This is a genomic window from Wolbachia endosymbiont of Litomosoides brasiliensis, assembly GCF_013366805.1.
Taxonomy (GTDB): domain Bacteria; phylum Pseudomonadota; class Alphaproteobacteria; order Rickettsiales; family Anaplasmataceae; genus Wolbachia.
Window position 1 is genome coordinate 23516 of record NZ_WQMO01000001.1, and the last position, 20430, is coordinate 43945.

The following is a 20430-nucleotide window of genomic DNA, read 5'->3' on the forward strand; positions in this document are numbered from 1 at the left end:
ACTTTTTTGCTGTAATTATAGCATTTTTATCCAATAATCTTGATTTCAATGCTATTTAAACCTCGTTGTTTTACTTACGTAAAGCTTCCTTTCAATTATTATCCGTCCGTTTCTTAGTATAGTGGGAACTAGTATGAGTAGAACACAGTTAACTTTCGCAGTGTTTTAAAGTATAGTTTCAGTGTACATAACTAGATATAAATGAAAACCATTTTGGCCGTTGAAACAAGCTGTGATGAAACTGCAGTGGCGATTGTAAATAGTGACAAGCAAATCCTTGCTCATGAAATTCTTTCTCAAGCAGAACACAAAAAACACGGCGGTGTAATTCCTGAGATAGCATCACGTGCTCATATGGAGCATCTAGGCAGTCTGATAAGAAACGCTATGGAAAAATCCAACCTCAATTTTTGTGATCTGGATGCGACTGCGGCAACGTCAGGACCAGGGCTTATAGGTGGGTTAATAGTTGGTACAATGATGGCCAAAGCAATTGCACACGTGACACAGAAACCATTCATTGCTGTTAACCATCTAGAAGCGCATATATTGGTTATTAGGTTACTATATGAAGTCAAATTTCCGTTTTTAGTCCTGTTAATATCAGGTGGTCACTGCCAATTTTTAATTGCACAGAATGTAGGTAAATATATTAAACTTGGAGAAACGCTTGATGACTCGTTAGGTGAAGCATTTGATAAAGTTGCTAGAATGTTGGGATTAAGCTATCCAGGAGGTCCATTAATTGAGAAGCTAGCTAAAAAGGGCAATGGCGCAAGGTTTAGGTTCCCAAGGGCAATGAAAAAACGTCCTGGATGCAATTTTTCATTTTCTGGGATCAAAACTGTAGTAAAGAACCTAGTGCGGGAACTTGAAATGAGTGAACAAGACGTGTGCGATGTATGCGCTTCGTTTCAAGAGTGTATTAGTGAAATATTATTGGATAGAGTCAAAAATGCAGTTATTATGGCTGAATCTTTAAATATTAAGATCAAAGACTTTGTGATTACTGGTGGGGTTGCAGCAAATAGTTTCCTGAGAGGAAAATTGAAAAAACACATAAACTTAAACATGTTTTTTCCTCCAAGTAACTTATGTACAGATAATGCAGTAATGGTTGGGTGGACAGGAGTTGAAATATTACAGAAGGATTACATAAACTCCCTCAATTTTGCACCAAGGCCAAGGTGGGAATTGGAAAGTTATTAAAAATTTTTAGCTCTAGGTTAAGTAATGCAGAAAATATCAATTTTATTTCTTTTTGTTATCGTTTATATTTCTTGTTTACATGTGTTAATATTTTATTCTATTAACTTAGAATAAGCTAACTACCGTTGTTAATATTTTTATAATAAAAATTATATGCGGTGCATGAATTAGATTGAGAAAGAAATTGTGGAAATTACTCCATCAATAAAAAAAGAATTGAGGCAAAGCGCACTGTATGTCTGCTTAGAAAAATGCAAAGGTACATTTTGGTTTATTTTTTGGTTTAGTTCAGGAATCAATTTGTTAATGTTATTTCTGCCACTTTACACCTCTCAAGTGCTCGACCGAGTGCTATCAAGCGGAAGCGTATCAACACTAACTATGCTGACAATTATCACTTTATCCGCGTTTGCGTGCTCTGCAATGCTTGAAACTTGCCGATATTTAACCATGGCAAAAATTGGTGATTGGATTGATAAAGCTGTAACACCAGACCTGATAGTAAGATCAATTAGGCTAACATCAGTGCAGAGCTCAACTTCCAGTGGTGAAGCAATACGAGATCTTGGACTGATAAAAAATTTCATTACAGGAAATGGAATATTTTCACTATTTGACACTCCATGGTCTTTAATTTACCTTGTTGTGATCTTTATGATACATGCTTCCACGGGATTCATAGCTGTTACCGGAATTATTATATTAGTCTCTATGGCAGTATGGAATGAGCTTGCTACTAAACGTATATTACAAGAAACTAACGAAGAAACTATACGTAACATCAACGCTATAGACGTTGCAACGAGAAATGCAGAAGTAGTTGAAGCTATGGGTATGTCAGAATCCATAGTCTCTGATTGGTGTAAACGAAATGACCGAAATCGGGCGATGCAAATCAAAGCACAAAATCGTTCTAATGTAATTACTGGTATCACCAAGTTTTTACGCTCAACTCTGCAAATATCGGTAATTGGAACAGGTGCATTACTTGCGATTACAGCTCATAAGACTGCCGGTAGTATTATCGCTGCTTCGATTTTAATGGGTAGAGTATTAGCTCCATTTGATGCAGCGGTTCATACTTGGAAATTCTTAAATCAGGCAAGAATGTCATATGAAAGGCTACAAAGACTTATATTAACGTCACCAAAGAGAGAGCAAACTATGGCTCTACCAGAACCTACAGGAAAATTGGAATTTGATAGAGTGTTTTTTACTCCTTATGGAAGCAGCAGACCGACAATAAAGGGTATATCATTTGTAATAGAACCAGGCGATGTAGTTGGTGTTATTGGTGCAAGTGCTTCTGGTAAGTCAACCATAGCAAAACTAACTGTTGGTGTGTGGAAACCTATATCTGGCGTAGTAAGACTGGACGGCGCTGATGTGTACACTTGGAATCGAGAAAATTTCGGTAATTATGTTGGTTACTTACCTCAAGATGTTGAATTATTTAATACCAGTGTTAAAGCCAATATTGCTCGCATGAGATTAGATCCAGATCCTGAAGAAATAGTCAAAGCAGCAAAAATCACAGGAATACATGAACTGATACTAAGTCTACCAAATGGGTACGATACAACGATAGGGAGTTTTGGAGTAACACTTTCTGGTGGGCAGAAACAGCTGCTCGGTCTTGCAAGAGCTTTTTATGGGAATACAAAACTTTTGGTGCTCGATGAGCCAAATGCCAACTTAGATAGCAATGGAGAAGCATGCTTAATTAATGCAATCAGTGTTGCAAGAAAGCAGAATACAACTACCGTTATCGTAACTCACAAACTAACATTGTTATCTGTGGTTGATAAAGTAATACTCATGTCAGACGGTGTTATTTATGCTATGGGACCGAAAGATGAGATTTTGAGTAAATTAGTTGCTTCATCATTAGGTGATGCAGAAGATAAGCGTTCTTCGGCAAGTAGTTAATGAGAGCAGTGTTTGTTACTTTCTTTTACCTTAATAATCCACTTATTTACTAAGGTATTCGTATCCATTCGGCCAAGTGGTGTGAGAGACGGTAGATAGGCGTTGTAAAAAGAGTTTAGCTCTATTTTGTTTTCATGTTATACTAATTCCTACTATATAAGGAACAGGTGGGCAACAGTGGGAAAGAGGCCATGCTGAAGCAAGTAAAATAGCGGGGTTTAAATAGTGTTGAAATCAAAATTATTGGATGAAAAGTCGTGAAATCAACAAAAAGAATGCTAAAAGAATTATAAAATAATGCATGTGTTGCAAAAAAAACTAGATACTGTAATTGTAGCAAGAAAACACAGTATAGCAGCTATAGAAGAATATGTTGCGTTTCAAAAACAGCACTAGCTACATAGATGAAGCGCTAAAATTTGGAAGAAAGGAAAAATTATTTGCTCCCCCTTGACGGTGAAAAACTAGATTGAATTAGAGCCAGTTTGAACTGGTTGAAGCATGGTACAAAAAAGCTAATATTACTACTAAAGGAATGAGGATAAAAATCTAGGAAAAATTTAGCTTGAACGTCAGAAGTCTACAGTATATTGCAATATGCAGAAAGTGAAGTTTTCATATATTACGTCAAGGCCAATTTACAATGAACAAGATAAAGGTAGATAGGAAAAGTTTAAAAGAAAACTTAATGAGGCTATTGAAAGTATTCCTGAACAAGAGCTTTTCTTTGATGAATTGGCGGTTTAGCATATATTCGAAAGTTAGACACGAGTGGTTTAAAAAGGATATTAAAATACAAGTTAAAGTAAAATTAGGTAAACAAAATTTTTATCTTTACAGTGCAGTTGATCCTAGAAATGGAGAGGGTTCCAGCTTGTTGCACTGAATGTCAACACTGATTGTATGAATATATTTCTTGAATAAATGTCATAATATTTAGAAATACAAGAAGCCTTTCTTGTCACGGGTTATGCTAGTTAGTGTAAGTCAAAAAATTTAAAGGTACCTAAAAATATCGAGGTTATAACCCACCACCATACTCACCTGAGCTCAATCTTATTGAGAAACTTTTGTTATATATAAAACAGAGCATTTTGCATGGTAAAATCTATAATACAATTGCATTGTTTGAGGGCGCTTTGTGCAAATTTATTACCTCTCTTTCTCACTCTGCAATTAAACAACTCTGCGATGTTGCTTATTTTACTTACTAACAAATGAGGATTTTATTAGGAGTAGACGGAAAATAGTGTCATTCCAGTGTGTGACGCTGTAATCCAGACTGAATCCTACGGTCAAGCGGTAGGATGATAAAAATGATTGACTTTTTCTAAATTTAGAATTATTTCAGTTGCTTTTTTTATCTCATTAACAGAAGGTAAGTCTTGTGTACTGAGTGGTAGGCGGACAGTTCTATGTTCTATAAGTCCAATATCATGTAGCAGTGCTTTAGTGGGTATTGGGTTGCTAGCAATAAATAGAGCTTTACAAGCTTGTTGCCAGACATCTGTATGAAGACTCTTACCATTAAGGCATTGCTTAACATATTCATGTGCTACGTGTGGCCAGACATTGGAAGCAACGGAAACTAGGCCGGCTGTACCGTGGGTAGCCATGTCATGCATCATATCATCATCTCCGCAAAAAACCTCGATATTTGGTGCGACTTTCTTATACTTAATTAAAGTATCAACGGTTCCGCTTGAGTCTTTAATAGCCCAAAATCTTTCGTGGCTAGATAAGTTGCATACAGTTTCAGTGTGAAGGCTGACTCCTGCTCTTGATGGGATGTTATAAAACATAGCTGGCACGTGAGCCTTTTCAAGCAGCTTTTCAAACCATAAAGTTTGTCCTATAACGCCAGGCTTTGTGTAAATGGGAGTTGTCATTAAGTAACCATGAATGGGTATATCCTTGCAAAAGTTAAGCCATTCAAGAGTTTGATGTAAATTTATTCCCGGCACACCAATTATGATTTTCGTGTTTAATTTCAGCTTACATACAAATTTAACTAATGTGCGTTTTTCAGAATTAGTGAGCGATAGACCTTCACCTGTACTACCTAGCAGCACTACACCATTTTTAGCTTTAGCTTGCATTGCCAGCAAGTGCTGTAAGCTGCAATAGTCTATACTATCTCCGTTGTAATTAAAGGGAGTGATGCAAGCAGTCCATAAAAATGTAGATAATGGTTTCAATTGCAGTTATTAAAATGGTATTTCATCGTCGATTAGCTCTTCTTTTGCCTCACTATCGAAATTTTCATACTGATTTTTTTGATCTATTTCGTCTTGCTTGTATTCGTTTGATTTATAGTCAAAGCTTGGTGCATTATTTCGTGAGTCTAAAAGTATAAGAGTACCATTAAAATTCTGTAGTACTACTTCTGTTATATATCTTTCACTACCATTTTGGTCAGTCCATTTTCTAGTTTTCAAAGAGCCTTCAATGTAAACTTTACTGCCTTTGCGTGCAAAATCTTTTACGATTTTTACTAATCCTTCGCTAAAAATTACAATATTATGCCATTCTGTCTTTTCAGAGCGCACGCCGGAAAGTTTATCAATCCAACCTTCAGATGTAGCTATTGAAAAATTCGCCATCTCTTTTCCATTTTGCATAGTTCTAATTTCAGGATCCCTTCCTAAATTACCAACTAATATGACTTTGTTTACAGTACCGTTGGACATAATTGTGCTTTGAATAAACTCTTTATATTATCTTATGTAAAAATAATATTGTCAAATTTAATAAGAAGTACATTACACGTCTTGCGTTTAAATTATCTAGCACCAAAAGTAAAAGAAGATGTTTTAGATGAGATCCAACTAGGTCATCTGAAAGTGATAGACTTCAGGAAGAATGAGATACCGTTACTATGGAGTGAGCAACTGAAAAAATTTTACTGGTCAATAGAAAAAGCTGATTAAAGAAAAGGTATGTGAAGCTAGGTCTTATCTTTTACATGTAAACCTTATATGATTTTGAACATTGTATAAAGTGGTTGACAGTTACTGAAGTGCCAGTTAAGTTATTAATATGCATATATCATGGGAGGGTAAAGTAAACTTTAACCAATATGTAGAAGCTAGTGCTTTAAAAGTGTTGGGTGCTACAGTCGATATAAACAAGCTAGTAAGTTTTTTAAAAGCAATAAGCATATTGTAAAACTTAGTTTAAAATATGTAAGAATTAATGATTAAAGGTGCAAAAAAGTTAGCTGAGCTTGCATAGCTTACTGTGCTTGATCTAAGTGTGAACAGAATTTATGACAAAGGATTTAGCTAATGATAATCTTTTAAATCTTACTGAACTTAATTTACATGGTAACAACATTGGTGGCAAATTAGCTAGTAAAGCTATTCTTACTTTATTGGAAAGAAACGTAATAGAGAAATGGAAAAGAGGCATATTGGAGTAATTAAATCAAGAAAAAAACTCCAGGTAGTAAGTTGGGTGAGGTGTAGCCAATATCATGTAACCAGTCCGTGAGGGCATTCTTTATGTTCTGACGGTAGTAGCAAGTCACCAAACCGTTAATCTAGCAGGTTTTATTGCATAGTTACCTGTTATGTTGGACTGATATGAAAAAGTAAGAAACGCGTGGTAATGTGCTGCAGACATGATATACTATCCTACACTTCATGAGTGGCTCAAGCCTTCTATGAAGGCAGGCTTTTTCTTGATCAAGTTATAATGCGCTTGGGGGGATTCGAACCCGCGACCTTTGCCTCCGGAGGGCAATGCTCTATCCAGCTAAGCTACAAGCGCGCAACTATTAAATTATTTAATAGATAAGTTATCTAAGTCAAATTTTTGTTTCGGATAAAGTGTGAACATAACGTTCCCATGTCCAAGGTGTACATTTTTGGAATCATTGGGTTGTTTTTTTGTCATTTTTTGATCTACAATCCATATAAAAGTTACATAGTTTTCGGTTACTGAGTGGACTTTTAAATCCTTAGTGTTCGTAAACAGTTTTCTATTTACCCATATTTTCCATGTATCAGGGGAAAGGTATAAAATTGAGTCTAAGTTTACTACCTTGCTGTTGAAATTACTTAATATCTCTTCTTGTGTAGCTCTTGAGGATCGTAGGTTAAATTTTTCCATTTCACTAACCATTTTATTGACTGATTCCTTGTCAAAGAAAATGCTTTTTATATCATTGTATCGTGGTAAAATATCAAATTCACTCTCTACTGCTTCCTTTATTATATCATCGTGATTTATATAGCTTGCCTTTTGATTACTTGTGAAAAAACATTCCTTTGCACGCAGTTTTACTATATCAGTGAAATTATTGATTTCTTGATTGCCAACTTTGAAAATGCTTTCAAGATATTTTTTCTCCATCATCATTCCATGCTTGGAATGGTGGCAAATCACTTCATCATTATCCTGTTTTTCCGTATATACACATAAATCTTTACTGTTTAATCCTAATATTTTATGCTCGATAAAGTCTTCATTATCAATATATTGTCGACAAGTATATTCTTTGCAGATTTCTATGCTTTCTATAATATCTCCACAACTACAGTATGTACTAGCATCGAGGAAAAGTAGAGTAAAAATAAAAAGCAGCTTTATTTTCATTATTTCATCTACTTAGTATAGTATACCAGTCAAAGACCATGTTGGCGCTTACTATTTCTATCATATTGCCATTTAAAATCTGATTCATAGTTGCAGCATCAATATTTCTCTCTTTGTTCAAGACAAGAGATTTGATCATAACATAGCCAGGCAAGCTTGGAACAGATTGTAAAAATAAAAAAATGTGCTTATCGCTGATTGAACTTAAATTTAGGGTTACTTTACTCTTGATTACTTTTATGTGTTCACTTTTGTTATATAGTTCAATTTCCTCAGGTATAGAGATTGATATTTCAGGTTCTAATATGCAGTACTTTTTATATAATTTGCCAAGCTCAAAATTTAAATTTGCAATGTATCTGCTACTATGTAAATTTGAAGAGGAAATTTTTTGCCATAAATCTAGGTTTTTATCTAAAGCAACTTTCCTTTTTTGAACATCAGTGATTTGCAAATTAATAGAACGTATTTCATCAATGGCACTCTGGTTTTTATTATAGACTTGTCTGTTATAAATAATAGCATACATTAGTAATCCTATTAATCCAATAGATAATAACAGATATAATATAAGTTGAATTGCAACTCTTCTTTTTAACTGAAAAACGTTCATTAGCTTACATAGCCTCTCCTATTTTAACATTAATAGGTATATTTTGCCCTTCAGTAGCGGGCAAGCTAGAAATACTAATATCATAGGTATGAAAGTTATTGTTTAATTTTTTTTGTAATTCCTTATATTGGTAGGAAACATTTTTACCAGGTTGCAAATTAAACCTTAAAATCGTGGTAATGTAATTTTTTGCCTCATTATAATTCCACTCGAACGATTGAAGCTTTGCATCTGGTACTTTCAACTTTTCTGCATATTTAACCTGTGTAAGGGGAGAATACTCTATCTTTAATAGAATATTATTGATATTGATAAAGTCGTAAACTTCATCTATTTTTTTCATGTTGTAGCTTTGACTTAGTTTTGCTAATTGATTATCTAAAGCCTCCTTTTTTGCTAATAGATTAGCAGCAACATTAAAATTTGAATGCAAATTTAGCAAACAAAGAATGTTGATTGCAATTAGAATTAAGGCGAAATATAGAAAGATTCGAGGAGAGTTCAGATAGAAGTAATTTAATAAGTAAAATTCTTTAGTTTCTTTTGTGTAAAAAACAGCTGTTGGCTTATTCTTAGAACTGTGAAATAGAATTATAGTATCACAAAAACTATCTTTTGCACTGATAGCTAATTCTGACCCTAATAACCTGCCCAACTCATATGGAGTTAATATATTTACACTTTTCTCTAAAAAATTTATAACTGATAAGCTAGCCTTAATATCTTCTTGTACTACCATACAAAGATCAATTGGGTCGTTTCTTTTAAAACCAAACTTAGTTAAGTGTCGAATGGTATTTTGCACTTCCTGATATATTCCACCAGCAATAATTCCTGGTAAATTATCATTGGTAAATGGAACTAGGCGTGTAAATACCATTTTATTTTCTTTAAAAACTACTTGTCTATAGCCTCCAGTTTTAGTTGCGACCACTATAATTTTCCAATTATCAGGATCATTATAAAAAACCTTTTTTGCTATGTTATTTATTTCTATGGGAAACATTAATATTCCCTTAAAGTTAGAGCCTATTTTAATAAGTACACTCAGCCAATATTCTACTAAATGCTTTGCTTTAGATGAAACAAGAAGGTAACACCAGTTTTGATTGAGTTTGTTTGGCTTTTCAACTAGAAGAGCTGAGCTTATACCATTATTGCGAGTGAAATGTTCCATCTTCGTTTTTGCCGATAGATAAGCGCTAATTCTATTTACTCTTGGAATGAACTGTAGCGAGTAATTTTGATCTGCATGGTTTAATACCAAGTATAAAGGTGATTTTTTATCGGATGAAAGACATGAATTTAAGTCAAACACTGCTTTATCATTTTTGTCCTTAACAAAATACCTTTTATTTAAGGTGTTATTTTTAAAATACAGCAATATTGTGCCTTCTTCTCCAATGGAAAGCATGAACTTACTTTTGGATTTTGAACTAAACATGTTAACAAAGTGTATATCCATCTAGAATTTAAAAGATAATTTATTGAAATTAGTTAAACGTTATCGAGAAGTATTGTTACAGATTTCCACGGCAACGTTATTTGCATTATAATTTCTTAACAAGCTTATTACTGATGTTAATCTACCCATATAACAAAATTAAGGAAATTTATTCTACAATTTTAATTGACATAAACCATTAACATGATTATTATCAATATTGTATTAATATGTGAGGTAAAAGAAGTAAGTACTTCTGAAGTATCGTCATCGGTTTTATCTCTATTAAAGCATTTAATCTCTACTTTTTCACTATGTACATCTAGGCTTGTAGCTAGGGTATTTCTTTATCCTATGGTTCTGGCGCTTTCTAGTTAAGCGATAAGAAAAAAATATACCTTAATGCTATAGATGATAGTGTGATAACTTTATGCAATAACGTCAGCATACAAGCAACAGTGATAGCTTTGGATAGTGATGTCAGCGCACGGATGGGAACAATGCCTTCTTAGACGCCTCTGGTACCAACCCTGCTTCTATTGGCCATCTCCTACAGCCGTACTACCTTTATCTCCTCTGCTAGGTCAAAGTAAAGGTGAATTGTTTCCAGTAGATAATAGAGTAAAAAGCCTGTTCCTCTTGATCAAGGTTTTCAAGAGACGTAAAAGGCAGGAAGAATAAAAAACATCTTAATGCATATATCCGTTTAGAGGTGTGGTAAGGTAAGAGAGATAAGGTAGTGCAAAGGTAATGGTAAGGTAAAAGTGAGATAATGTGGTGAATCTTTTAAAACTCTGTAAAAGCCTAAAGTGGAAAATAGCGGAGTTAAAACCAGAATAGAAAGGTTGGAGAGATAATAAAAGTCTAAAGCCTCAAAGCTAAGGAAGTAAGGCTTTGAAGATGGGAAATAAAGGAAAAGCTTGGTTTAAATTTAAGAATTCATCAATACTAAGCCCAGAAAGCTGGATAAAGTAAAAAAGAGTAAGGCAAAAAGCGAAAGGGATATTGCAATTAAATTGGGCAAGGGTAACTGTCTTGCTAAAATGAGTGCGTAAATGAGGTAATAAAAGTAGAATTGCCTCATACTTGTAAATATGGGGAGAAATTACAATGTGTGGTGAACCATGTATTTAGCAAAAGGTTGATCTCCTGAAAGTTGAGTCTTATGTAATGGGACATTAACTAAGGCATAGCCGTTGTCGAAGATGCAGGAAAAGGAAGAAGCAGATTACTAGAAGGTGCTACATCAGACGCATTTGGGCCAAAGGTTAAGTCGATAATTGTGGCACTTAGCGGATTTATAAAAATTCGAAACGTGAGGTAGTGCTACTAATTTTCACTATATGAGGAACAGATAGATAATCATGGAAGAGAAGCTATACTAAAGTGAGTAAAATAGCGAAGTTTAAATGGCGTTGCAATCAAAATTATTGGATGAAAAAGTTATGGGATCAGTAAAAAAAAAGTGCTGAGAGAAGTGCGAAATAATACATATGTTACAAAAAAACTAAATGCTGTAGTTGCAGCGAAAAAGTACAGTATAACAGCGTAGCGAAAATGTGTTGCATTTCAAAAGCAGCACTAACTGCATGGATAAGCATCTAAAATTTGTAAGAGAAGAGGAATTGTTTACTCACCCTCAACGTTGTAGAAAAATTAAATTGAGTCAGGTTCAATTTGAACAAGTTGAAGTATGGATACAAGAAAACCATAATATTACCATTGAAGAAATGAGAATAAGAATCAGAAAAAATTTGGCTTGAATGTCAGCAAGTCTACAGTGCATCTGTAACATGCAAAAAATGAAGTTTTCGCGTATTACACTAAACTAATTCGCGATGAACAAGATAAAGGTAGACAGGAAGAGTTTAAAAAAAACTTAATGAGGCTGTTGATGAGTATCCTGTACAAGAGTTATTCATCTTTTATGAATCATGGTTTGGCACACATTCAAGAGTTGGACACGGATAGTTTAAAAAGGGCGTTAGAGCATAAGTTGAAGTAAAATTAGGTAGAAAAATTTTATCTCTACAGTGCAATTAATCCTTGAAATGGAGAGAGTTCTAACTTATTTGCACCGAATGTCAACACTGATTGTATGAATATTTTTTTGAACGAATGTTGCAATATTTAAGAACATGAGAAGCCTTTCTTGTCATGGATTGACTAGCTGGTATAAGTCAAAAAATTTAAGGTACATATACCTACCACCATACTCACCCGAGCTTAGTCCTGTTGAAAGACTTGTAAAACAGAACATTTTATATAACTAAAGTCTATAATGCAATTGCTTTCTTGAGAGCTCTTTGTGCAAATTTATTACCCTATTTCTCACTCCGCAATTAAACAATTCTGCAATGTTACTTATTTGACCCACGAACAATAAGAATTGGTATGGATATGCTCTTCAAAGCACAACCAAATCAATGTAGGTTAGCAGAGTATCAAATAACTGAAAATTTACCGAAAAACATAAAGACAGCTCTGCGAACAATAGAAGAATTGGAAGCCAAGTCATCAAAAACTCCAGATAAGGAAAAGTGATTCTACGAAAATCATTTTTGTGAATACACAGTTTTGCCAGACACAACAGTGCGTACTACGCGCCCTTTTACTTTGCGCCCGCCAAAAGGAGAATTCTTTGACTTGCTAGCAAAGCTGTCAATTTTAACTTCCCACTCATGATTCAAATCAACTAAAGTTAGGTCTGCGACAAAGTTCTTCTGTATACGACCACGTGGTACGTGTATTATATCCGCAGGCTTGTATGTCAGTTTTGCAAGTACATCAAATAGGTCCATCTGTCCATTGTGGTAAAGTTCAAGTGAAAGGGGTAGTATTGTTTCGAGGCCTACAACACCAAATGCGGCACTCTCAAGTGGCAGGTCTTTAGAACTACGATCATGTGGCGCATGGTCGGTTGCGATGCAGTCAACCACACCTGTTTTTAAACCTTCAACCATAGCCAAACGATCTTCTTCGGTACGAAGCGGCGGATTCATTTTTGCAATTGCTCCGTGTTGTTTTACCATGTCTTCAGTTAAAGTGAAGTGATGAGGGGTTACTTCGCATGTGACGTTCAACCCTAAATCTTTTGCACGTTTGACAGCGTTAAGTGAGTCTTTTGAAGAGATGTGTAAAATATGATAGTGTACGTTCTCTATGTCTTTCATAAGCAGTATATCACGGCTTACCATGACTGACTCTGATGCACTTAAGATTCCCTTTACTCCTAATGCTTCAGAAATTTTACCTTCGTTGATTGCGCCGCCTGCTGATAAATTTAGGTCTTCGGCATGTTGGGCAATAGGAACATTCAGCATACTTGAGTAAAGTAATGCCTGTCTCATAATCATTGGATTCATGACGGGCATGCCATCGTCAGTAAACCCAACTGCACCTGCTTCTTTTAAAAGTGCCATTTCAGTTAGCTTTTTCTCTGAACTAGTGATTTTAGCATAAAATTCAATGTTCACATGTGAAGTTTCAAGTGCTCTATATTTTAAATACTTAGCCAAAATTACACTATCTATTGCTGGAGTAGTGTTTGGTTGACAAACTACAGTTGTAATGCCTCCTGCGGCTGCAGATTTGCTGCCTGTATATATAGTTTCTTTGTGTTCCTGGCCTGGCTCGCGAAAATGCACGTGAATGTCAACAAGGCCTGGCATTAAAACAAGTCCTTTACAGTTTATTGTCTCGTCAACTTCACTTGGTATCCCGTTTGAAAGTAATGATTCGCCAAAATCAATGATTTTATTTCCTTCAGTCAGTAGTGAACCATTTATATCAAGCTTAGTTTCTGGGTCAATAATACGAGCATTTATATATGCTATCTTGTAGTTCTCCTTCTGCCCTGCTTGCAGTAAATTCCAAGTTTGAGTCATTAAGTTGTGAGTGTTGATTATAGAATTAATCTAAAGTTTTTTTTAATAAAGCACAACTAAATTAAGATGCAGACTATAGCTAAAGTGATCTGGCGATTTTGTTGTCTATACCTGTTAGCATGTGAGATGCTGCAGCAGTATGACGGAGAGCTAATAGCAATGTCATGTTTTACAGGAGGTGCCTGACCTATTTTAGCTATATTTATTATTTTTTAAGATTAAATGGTTAAAATAGTAGATAAATGTTAAAGTGGGGTTTAACCATAATGGTAAGTTTTCTAATAAAAACTAATTTTTCAACCTTTCTACCTATATTTCGACTACACATACAACATCTAGCTCAATTTAAAGGTCTAATTCAATGGGTTATTTAGTTTAAGCGAAAAGGGTTCCAGCGCTGATGGCTGAGAAGATACATAGCTTTAATAGTGGGGTTTTAGTATGGGTATAGATATAACTGCACTAACTACTAATGCAGATAAATTAGGTGAATGTATAGATAGAAATGAAAAACAAGAGCGGGATAAAAAGGATGAACAATTGTATGGCGCTGTAGAGAGAAAGGTAAAAAAAGAAGGGCACAAGCGTAAAAAGGTAAGAGGTCGAGATGTAATCATCGAGAAGTGTACAAGGTTATTCAAGGAAGGTGCTAGCCCTGAGGTATTGACTATATTGGAAGAATCACTTGGGAAACAAGAAAAGTATTATAGGTATTATGTCCAGTATTTTCTTCTGGTATTGAGTAGAAAAATATCGAAAGAATTAAACTATATAAAAAAAGAGAAAATAGGACAGGTAATTTCTGAAATTACTTGTAATAGCAAATATTGTTTTAATAGTATTACCCGTAATCAAAATGACCATAGGAACAGTGAAGGTAGTGGAAGTGATAGCGATCGTGGACATCAAATCAATAATAAAGGGCCTGAAAATGTGGAAAGAATTCTTGATGTATTTGCAGATGAAAATACTGATAATCATTTACTGAAAGCAGCAAAACTAGGTAATAAGAAACAAATTGAGAAACTTGTGCAAAAAGGTGCAGACATTAGCACAAAAGACGGTGACGATAACAACACTTTACACTATGTTATTGCTTTGTCGCAAGGAAAGCAAAGAGTTGCATGCTTAAATCTAATATTAAGTTTAGTGAAAAAAGGAAGAATATCTCAAGATAAGCTTAGTAAGGCTATAAATCCTAGAGAAGGGCGAACACCATTACAAAAATTGCTGTTTAGTAAGATAACTAAGGGAAGGCATAGCTCTGAAAATATACCTAAAAAAATTGGAAAATTTCTAAAAAGGCCGTTTACGCAATATGATGATCATACGATAGAGTCTGCTATAAGCTTGTTTAAGCTAGGAGCTAACGTGAATGATTTGCAGTTATCTAAAGAGGAGTTACAAAACTTAGATAAAGAGCACAGGAAATATCATTTTAAACTCTTAGAAAAATTGGCAGAGTCGGTAAGGCAATCTACATTAGAGCAGAGAATCAATATAGAAGACAGAATTAAAGATGTTACAGCGTGTATTATAAATATCCCGGATGCTAATGGTAATCATTTATTACATTCGACAATTGACGATTGTGATAAAGAACTTTTTAAAAAGCTACTGCAAAAAGGGGCGGATATTAACCTAAAAGATGAAAATGGAAATAATATTTTACACCTTATTGCGCTGCTAAAGAAAGAACAGAAACGCAAATCTTTAAATATCCTAATGGAAGTAATTTCTAAGGAAGATCTAGCACGACTTATTGATAGTAAAAATCAGGGTGAAAAAACTCCTCTTCAGGTGGCACTTATTGACAAGATAACAAAAGGGAGACATGGGCTTCACATAATCCGGGCTGATGACAACACACTTAAGTTTTCTGTTACATTGTTAGAGCATGAGATTAAACTAGACCAGTTAAAATTACCTCAAGAAGCGCTACAAAGTTTAAGTGAAAAGCAAAAGATATATTATCTTGGTTTCCTGGAAAAGCTAGCAGAGTCAGTAAAGAAACCTGAGTTAGAACTAGAGATAAAAACAAAAATTAAAGAAATTGTAGCGCATATTATAAATACTCGAAATGGTAATGATAATTATCTATTACATTCAGCAATTAAAAATAAGAATGAGAAACTTTTTAAAGAACTATTACGAAAAGGAGCGAATATTAGTATTAAGGGTGCAAGTGACAACAATGCTTTACATCTAATAGTTGCAAAATCAAAAAAAGAACAAAAGCTTGAATTTTTAAATATAGTATTGAATGTAAGCGAGGAGAAAGGAAAAGAGCAACTTAAAACACAGTTTAAAAAAGCTGTGGACACTGAAAATACAGCAAAACAAACGCCACTTCATCAAGTACTTCAGCGTATACAGGAAAAGGGTAAAAAATCTTCATTGGGAAATAAAATACAAAATATAGTTAAAAGAGAATTTAACGCTACTAGTAGATATCGAACTCTAGCACTATTCCTACAAAATGGTGCTGATATTACTGTTCAGGATAAAGAGGGAAATGATGCTCTGCACTATATTGTGTCATCTAAAGGCAAGCAAAAGGTTGCATGTTTGGATCTAATATCAAGCAGAAGTGAATTAAGTGAGGCTAAGGCAGTCACCGGTGACAAAAGTACTCTTATACAAGAGGCGTTGAAGAGGAGAGCAATGAAAGGAAAATTTGAACACCTTTCTCAACATAAAAAAATTGCTTCCGGAAAGTATGGTGGTGGCAACACAACAAAATTTTGTGCAATATTATTAAAAGACAATGCTAACCCTCATTCTTTATGGTTAGAAGATGAGAAATTTCATACTAAAAAGTACTATCTGGCTCTACGAAATGCAAAGAATGATAAAACGATACCACAAAAAGCACGGGATAAAGCTAAAGAATTAAAAGAAAAGCTTGAAGCAAAATATGGTGTATGCACCATTTCTAAATGGTTTAATTCTCAAAGCGGGGCTGCTGCAGATAGATTGAAGAGCACTATGAAAAAAATAGGACGTGCTTTCAAAATTGTACGGAAGTGTGTTAATCCTTGCAGGAGAGCTAGTATGTTGTTAGCAATTGCAGTAGCAGCCACTATTATTACAATGGTAACACTTTCTTGCTTCCAAGGGCAAATTGCAATCGTAGCGGCGTTGCCTACTATAGCTATTACTGGAGTGTTATGCATAATATTCACTTTAGGGTTTAGTGGTATTAAGAAGTCTGTGAAAGAACTTGCCACTGATGAACAGAGTGTGCCTAAAAGTAAAGATGATCACCCAGCTATAGGACAAGGCAAAGCTTCCAAAAGAGCTGCTCAACAGAATGTGGAAAATAAACACAAAAATTCAGAGAAAGAAGAAACACAAAAATCATCAGACAAGTCAAAAGGCACTAAAAGCCTTCCTAGTTCTGAAATATATAATATATCAATATTTCGAATTATTAAGGGGTTGTTAAGCTTCAACAAGCAAATCAATAAACCCTCTTCTCTGGCGCGATGAAATCAATCTCGTCACTCAGAGTGTCTTCAGCAACTTTCTTGTAATCAATTTTTATATTGATTTGCCCTTTCTTTTCCTCGAGCCATGCTATAGTGTGCTTCATCCAGTTTTTGTCGTTACGTTCAGGAAAATCTTCACGAGCATGGGCACCTCTACTTTCCTTGCGATTTGCTGCACATTCCATAGTAATAACTGCTTGTGGAATCATGTTAGCAAGCTCCAAAGCTTCGACTAAGTTACTGTTCCATACCATGCTGCGGTCTTCAACTGCGATATCAGGCATCATTTTTACTACTCCTTTTATAGCTTTTTTACCTTCTTCTAAAACCTCGGCAACACGGAACACTGATGCATATTTTTGCATAGTGTGCTGCATTTCGCTGCGTATTTTCGATACTCTAAGCCCTCCGGAAGCGAACCGTATCTTATTGAATCTATCTACTATCCAATCTATACAAGTTGAGTGTAATCTTTTATGTGGTGTGTTAGGCTTTAGTTTCTCTTTTGCTCTGAATGCTGCAGCTCTACCAAAAACTACAAGATCAAGAAGCGAGTTGGAACCAAGTCGATTTGCACCATGCACAGAGACACACGCTGCTTCTCCGATTGCAAATAATCCTTCTACTACTTCTTCCTTGCCTTTCTTCAATGTGATCACTTCTCCATGGTAATTAGTTGGAATGCCGCCCATATTGTAGTGCACAGTTGGAATAACAGGTATCGGATCTTTAGTAACGTCAACTCCTGCAAAAGTCCTTGCGGTTTCGCTAATTCCTGGAAGTCTTAGTTTTATTACTTCTGGATCGAGGTGTGCTATAGTTAAGTATATGTGGTCTTTTTTCGGTCCTACACCTCTTCCCTCTCTGATTTCAATTGTTATTGCACGACTTACCACGTCACGAGAAGCTAAATCCTTTGCTTTTGGCGCGTAACGTTCCATAAACCTTTCGCCTTGAGAATTAACAAGATATCCGCCTTCACCACGGCACCCTTCTGTCATCAAGCACCCTGAACCATATGTCCCTGTTGGATGAAATTGCACAAACTCCATATCTTCAAGTGGTAATCCAGCTCTTACTACCATTCCATTACCATCACCTGTGCAGGTATGTGCACTTGTCGTAGAGAAATAAACACGTCCATATCCACCTGTTGCTAATACCACCGAATGTGCACGAAATTTATGTAATGTGCCGTCGCATAGCGACCAAGCAAGAACTCCACAACATGCTCCAGTTTCGTTATCCATGATTAAATCGATCACAAAATATTCGACAAAAAATTCAGCATTGAATTTAAGACACTGCTGATATAGAGTGTGAAGGATTGCGTGCCCAGTTTTGTCTGCTGCTGCGCAAGTACGCTGGGCTGATTTTCCTTTGCCAAAGTGAGTTGTCATTCCACCAAAGGGACGCTGATATATTTTACCACTTTCTGTACGAGAAAAAGGTACACCGAAATTTTCAAGTTCAATAACAGCTTTAGCAGCATTTTTACACATATATTCTATTGCGTCTTGATCACCAAGCCAGTCTGAGCCTTTTATTGTGTCATACGCATGCCAGCGCCAATCATCTTCAGCAATATTACCTAGGGCTGCACTAATTCCACCTTGTGCCGCAACTGTATGACTGCGTGTAGGAAAAATTTTAGAAATGCAGGCAACTGAGAAATTAGTAGCAGCCATTCCAAGTGTTGCCCTGAGCCCTGCTCCACCTGCACCCACTACCACTATATCATATTCATGTTCTATGATCTCATACGCTGATTTATTCATATGTGCTTATTCATGACTACAGGCTTATGGTATCACAAAAGTGGAAAGAGTCTATATAAGTTTTCTAAATGCGATGAATCTTATTAAATAAAGAACTGGAAAATTTGTGTGATGGAATTGTGTCATGGAAACTGGGTCTTAGTATCAGCTATTTGGATGACGCCTGGTGGTTGACTCCTGTTTGGCTAGATCTTAAATTAGATAAAAAAAAGATAGTCTTAATAAAATTTACTTGCAGCAAGCCTTTTTATATTTGGGCTATCAGTTTGCTTTTTTTGTATCCTAGTTTATAGCTTGTTGTTTTATATACTCTATTCATCTCTTTGAGAATATTAGCTATTGCGATGCATAACCCTATTACTATAGCAAAGGCTAAGGTAGCAGACATTAAGTTTTGTAAAAAGTTCCTTCCATCAATTCTTTTTTCTTGCATACTAGCAGTGTATACCTTGTCAAGTTCTTGTAAGATTCATGTTATGTGTAATTACAGTTTGTGTACTTTGCTTTTTTCCTAGACTTACCTATTTGTTCGGGAAGTACTAAGTAGATTTTAGTGCAATTATTACATTGTATTTTCACAGCACTTGTACGTGAAGCAGTAACAAACTCGGGTTATACGAAGCTATAATTTATTATTAATATATAATAAATGGGAGACTTGCAACTAGAAAAAATACAGAATGATATAGAGGATATTTGGGAAAATAGGAGTGAACTTAGCGATCGCAGTGTGAAGGGAGCAGCAAGAGTAATAATTGGAGAAGTAATTAAGCTCTTAGATAGTGGCAAAATTAGAGTAGCGGAAAGGCTGTCAGATGGGGGGTGGATAGTGCATACATGGATAAAGCAGGCAATATCATTACATTTTCTTACTGAAGAGAGCAAAATGTTAGGTTATACCGGTTGGTGGTTTGATAAAGTCAATAATAAGTTTGATAAATGGAATGAAAAAGAGTTTCACCAGTCAAAAATTAGAGCAGTTCCCGGATGTTTTGTTCGCCGATCTGCTTACATAGGTGCGAACGTTGTTCTTATGCCAAGTTTTATTAATGTTGGTGCATATATTAGTTCTGGTACAATGATAGACACTTGGTCAACAATTGGTAGCTGCGCACAGGTAGGGAAAAATTGCCATATTTCTGGAGGAGTGGGAATCGGTGGAGTTTTAGAACCTATTCAGGCTTCTCCAGTTATTATAGAGGATAATTGCTTCATCGGCGCACGTAGCGAAATAGCTGAAGGTGTTCTAATAAGAGAAGGGTCTGTTTTGGGCATGGGAGTTTTCATCGGAGCATCAACAAAGATTATTGATAGGGAAACTAATGAGGTATTTTACGGCGAAGTGCCGCCTTATTCTGTGGTGGTACCAGGATCTACTTTATCCAAAAATAACATTTCAGTCTATTGTGCAATTATAGTAAAAAAAGTGGATAAAAAGACAAGATTGAAGACTTCCATTAATGAAATATTAAGAGATTAA

14 protein-coding genes, 1 tRNA gene and 3 pseudogenes are annotated in these 20430 nt (G+C 35.2%); 10 read left to right on the forward strand and 8 right to left on the reverse strand.

Annotated features, from left to right (window positions below; all coding sequences use genetic code 11):
* The first annotated feature begins 201 nt into the window (after positions 1-201).
* The 3 genes and pseudogenes from tsaD to GO684_RS00125 all read left to right on the forward strand — a co-directional run bounded on the left by tsaD (position 202) and on the right by GO684_RS00125 (position 4352).
* Positions 202-1209 (forward strand): tRNA (adenosine(37)-N6)-threonylcarbamoyltransferase complex transferase subunit TsaD, encoded by a 1008-nt coding sequence (gene tsaD / locus GO684_RS00115; RefSeq protein ID WP_175938060.1) that lies wholly within the window; start codon positions 202-204, stop codon positions 1207-1209.
* Between the two features lie 186 nt (positions 1210-1395).
* On the forward strand, positions 1396-3138 hold the full coding sequence (locus GO684_RS00120; RefSeq protein WP_175938061.1) for a type I secretion system permease/ATPase: 1743 nt from the start codon (positions 1396-1398) through the stop codon (positions 3136-3138).
* 222 nt (positions 3139-3360) lie between these two features.
* Positions 3361-4352: pseudogene (locus GO684_RS00125) on the forward strand (IS630 family transposase).
* An 81-nt stretch (positions 4353-4433) separates the two neighbouring features.
* Here GO684_RS00125 and dapA read toward each other — a convergent pair.
* Positions 4434-5336, reverse strand: coding sequence for a 4-hydroxy-tetrahydrodipicolinate synthase (gene dapA, locus GO684_RS00130; protein ID WP_175938062.1), 903 nt, complete (start codon positions 5334-5336; stop codon positions 4434-4436).
* Positions 5337-5345: 9 nt separating this feature from the next.
* On the reverse strand, positions 5346-5828 hold the full coding sequence (ssb, locus tag GO684_RS00135) for a single-stranded DNA-binding protein (RefSeq protein WP_175938063.1): 483 nt from the start codon (positions 5826-5828) through the stop codon (positions 5346-5348).
* A gap of 9 nt (positions 5829-5837) precedes the next feature.
* Between ssb and GO684_RS00140 the strand changes: the two genes are divergently transcribed.
* From GO684_RS00140 to GO684_RS00145, 3 genes are all read left to right on the forward strand, one after another.
* Entirely contained in the window at positions 5838-6068 is a 231-nt protein-coding gene (locus GO684_RS00140; protein WP_175938064.1) for a hypothetical protein, read from the forward strand.
* 109 nt (positions 6069-6177) lie between these two features.
* Entirely contained in the window at positions 6178-6306 is a 129-nt protein-coding gene (locus tag GO684_RS05450; protein WP_255419627.1) for a hypothetical protein, read from the forward strand.
* A gap of 100 nt (positions 6307-6406) precedes the next feature.
* Positions 6407-6559, forward strand: a complete 153-nt coding sequence (locus GO684_RS00145; RefSeq protein ID WP_175938065.1) for a hypothetical protein — start codon at positions 6407-6409, stop codon at positions 6557-6559.
* A 276-nt stretch (positions 6560-6835) separates the two neighbouring features.
* Here the strand turns inward: GO684_RS00145 and GO684_RS00150 are convergent.
* The 4 genes from GO684_RS00150 to GO684_RS00165 all read right to left on the reverse strand — a co-directional run bounded on the left by GO684_RS00150 (position 6836) and on the right by GO684_RS00165 (position 9794).
* Positions 6836-6909, reverse strand: a tRNA-Arg gene (locus GO684_RS00150).
* Positions 6910-6921: 12 nt separating this feature from the next.
* Complete coding sequence (locus tag GO684_RS00155) at positions 6922-7737, reverse strand: hypothetical protein (RefSeq protein ID WP_175938066.1); 816 nt, start codon at positions 7735-7737, stop codon at positions 6922-6924.
* A gap of 4 nt (positions 7738-7741) precedes the next feature.
* The gene (locus GO684_RS00160; protein WP_175938067.1) at positions 7742-8350 is read right to left on the reverse strand and encodes a hypothetical protein; all 609 of its coding nucleotides are present in this window, start codon (positions 8348-8350) and stop codon (positions 7742-7744) included.
* 4 nt (positions 8351-8354) lie between these two features.
* A complete protein-coding gene (locus GO684_RS00165; protein ID WP_175938133.1) occupies positions 8355-9794 on the reverse strand; it encodes a hypothetical protein in 1440 nt (479 codons plus the stop codon).
* A 1409-nt stretch (positions 9795-11203) separates the two neighbouring features.
* Here GO684_RS00165 and GO684_RS00170 point away from each other — a divergent pair.
* Both GO684_RS00170 and GO684_RS00175 read left to right on the forward strand, forming a co-directional pair.
* Positions 11204-12180, forward strand: a pseudogene (locus GO684_RS00170) (IS630 family transposase).
* Between the two features lie 47 nt (positions 12181-12227).
* Positions 12228-12338 (forward strand): annotated as a pseudogene (locus tag GO684_RS00175) (PDDEXK nuclease domain-containing protein); the annotation flags it as partial.
* An 11-nt stretch (positions 12339-12349) separates the two neighbouring features.
* On the opposite strand, the gene GO684_RS00180 reads toward GO684_RS00175, so the two are convergent.
* Positions 12350-13681: a dihydroorotase gene (locus GO684_RS00180; protein WP_175938068.1), complete on the reverse strand. Its 1332-nt coding sequence runs from the start codon at positions 13679-13681 to the stop codon at positions 12350-12352.
* Positions 13682-14122: 441 nt separating this feature from the next.
* Between GO684_RS00180 and GO684_RS00185 the strand changes: the two genes are divergently transcribed.
* On the forward strand, positions 14123-17173 hold the full coding sequence (locus tag GO684_RS00185; RefSeq protein ID WP_175938069.1) for an ankyrin repeat domain-containing protein: 3051 nt from the start codon (positions 14123-14125) through the stop codon (positions 17171-17173).
* Here the strand turns inward: GO684_RS00185 and sdhA are convergent.
* The gene (gene sdhA / locus GO684_RS00190) at positions 17145-18950 is read right to left on the reverse strand and encodes a succinate dehydrogenase flavoprotein subunit (RefSeq protein ID WP_175938070.1); all 1806 of its coding nucleotides are present in this window, start codon (positions 18948-18950) and stop codon (positions 17145-17147) included. The genes GO684_RS00185 and sdhA overlap by 29 nt on opposite strands.
* A gap of 649 nt (positions 18951-19599) precedes the next feature.
* On the opposite strand from sdhA, the gene dapD reads away from it, so the two are divergent.
* Positions 19600-20430, forward strand: coding sequence for a 2,3,4,5-tetrahydropyridine-2,6-dicarboxylate N-succinyltransferase (gene dapD, locus GO684_RS00195; protein WP_175938071.1), 831 nt, complete (start codon positions 19600-19602; stop codon positions 20428-20430).

Coding starts and splice junctions, on each gene's coding strand:
- GO684_RS00185 (WP_175938069.1), top strand. CDS start 14,123: ATGGGTATAGATATAACTGCACTAACTACTAATGCAGATAAATTAGGT.
- ssb (WP_175938063.1), bottom strand. CDS start 5,828: ATGTCCAACGGTACTGTAAACAAAGTCATATTAGTTGGTAATTTAGGA.
- GO684_RS00165 (WP_175938133.1), bottom strand. CDS start 9,794: ATGTTTAGTTCAAAATCCAAAAGTAAGTTCATGCTTTCCATTGGAGAA.
- GO684_RS00160 (WP_175938067.1), bottom strand. CDS start 8,350: ATGAACGTTTTTCAGTTAAAAAGAAGAGTTGCAATTCAACTTATATTA.
- GO684_RS00155 (WP_175938066.1), bottom strand. CDS start 7,737: ATGAAAATAAAGCTGCTTTTTATTTTTACTCTACTTTTCCTCGATGCT.
- GO684_RS00145 (WP_175938065.1), top strand. CDS start 6,407: ATGACAAAGGATTTAGCTAATGATAATCTTTTAAATCTTACTGAACTT.
- tsaD (WP_175938060.1), top strand. CDS start 202: ATGAAAACCATTTTGGCCGTTGAAACAAGCTGTGATGAAACTGCAGTG.
- GO684_RS00180 (WP_175938068.1), bottom strand. CDS start 13,681: ATGACTCAAACTTGGAATTTACTGCAAGCAGGGCAGAAGGAGAACTAC.
- GO684_RS05450 (WP_255419627.1), top strand. CDS start 6,178: ATGCATATATCATGGGAGGGTAAAGTAAACTTTAACCAATATGTAGAA.
- dapD (WP_175938071.1), top strand. CDS start 19,600: ATGGGAGACTTGCAACTAGAAAAAATACAGAATGATATAGAGGATATT.
- sdhA (WP_175938070.1), bottom strand. CDS start 18,950: ATGAATAAATCAGCGTATGAGATCATAGAACATGAATATGATATAGTG.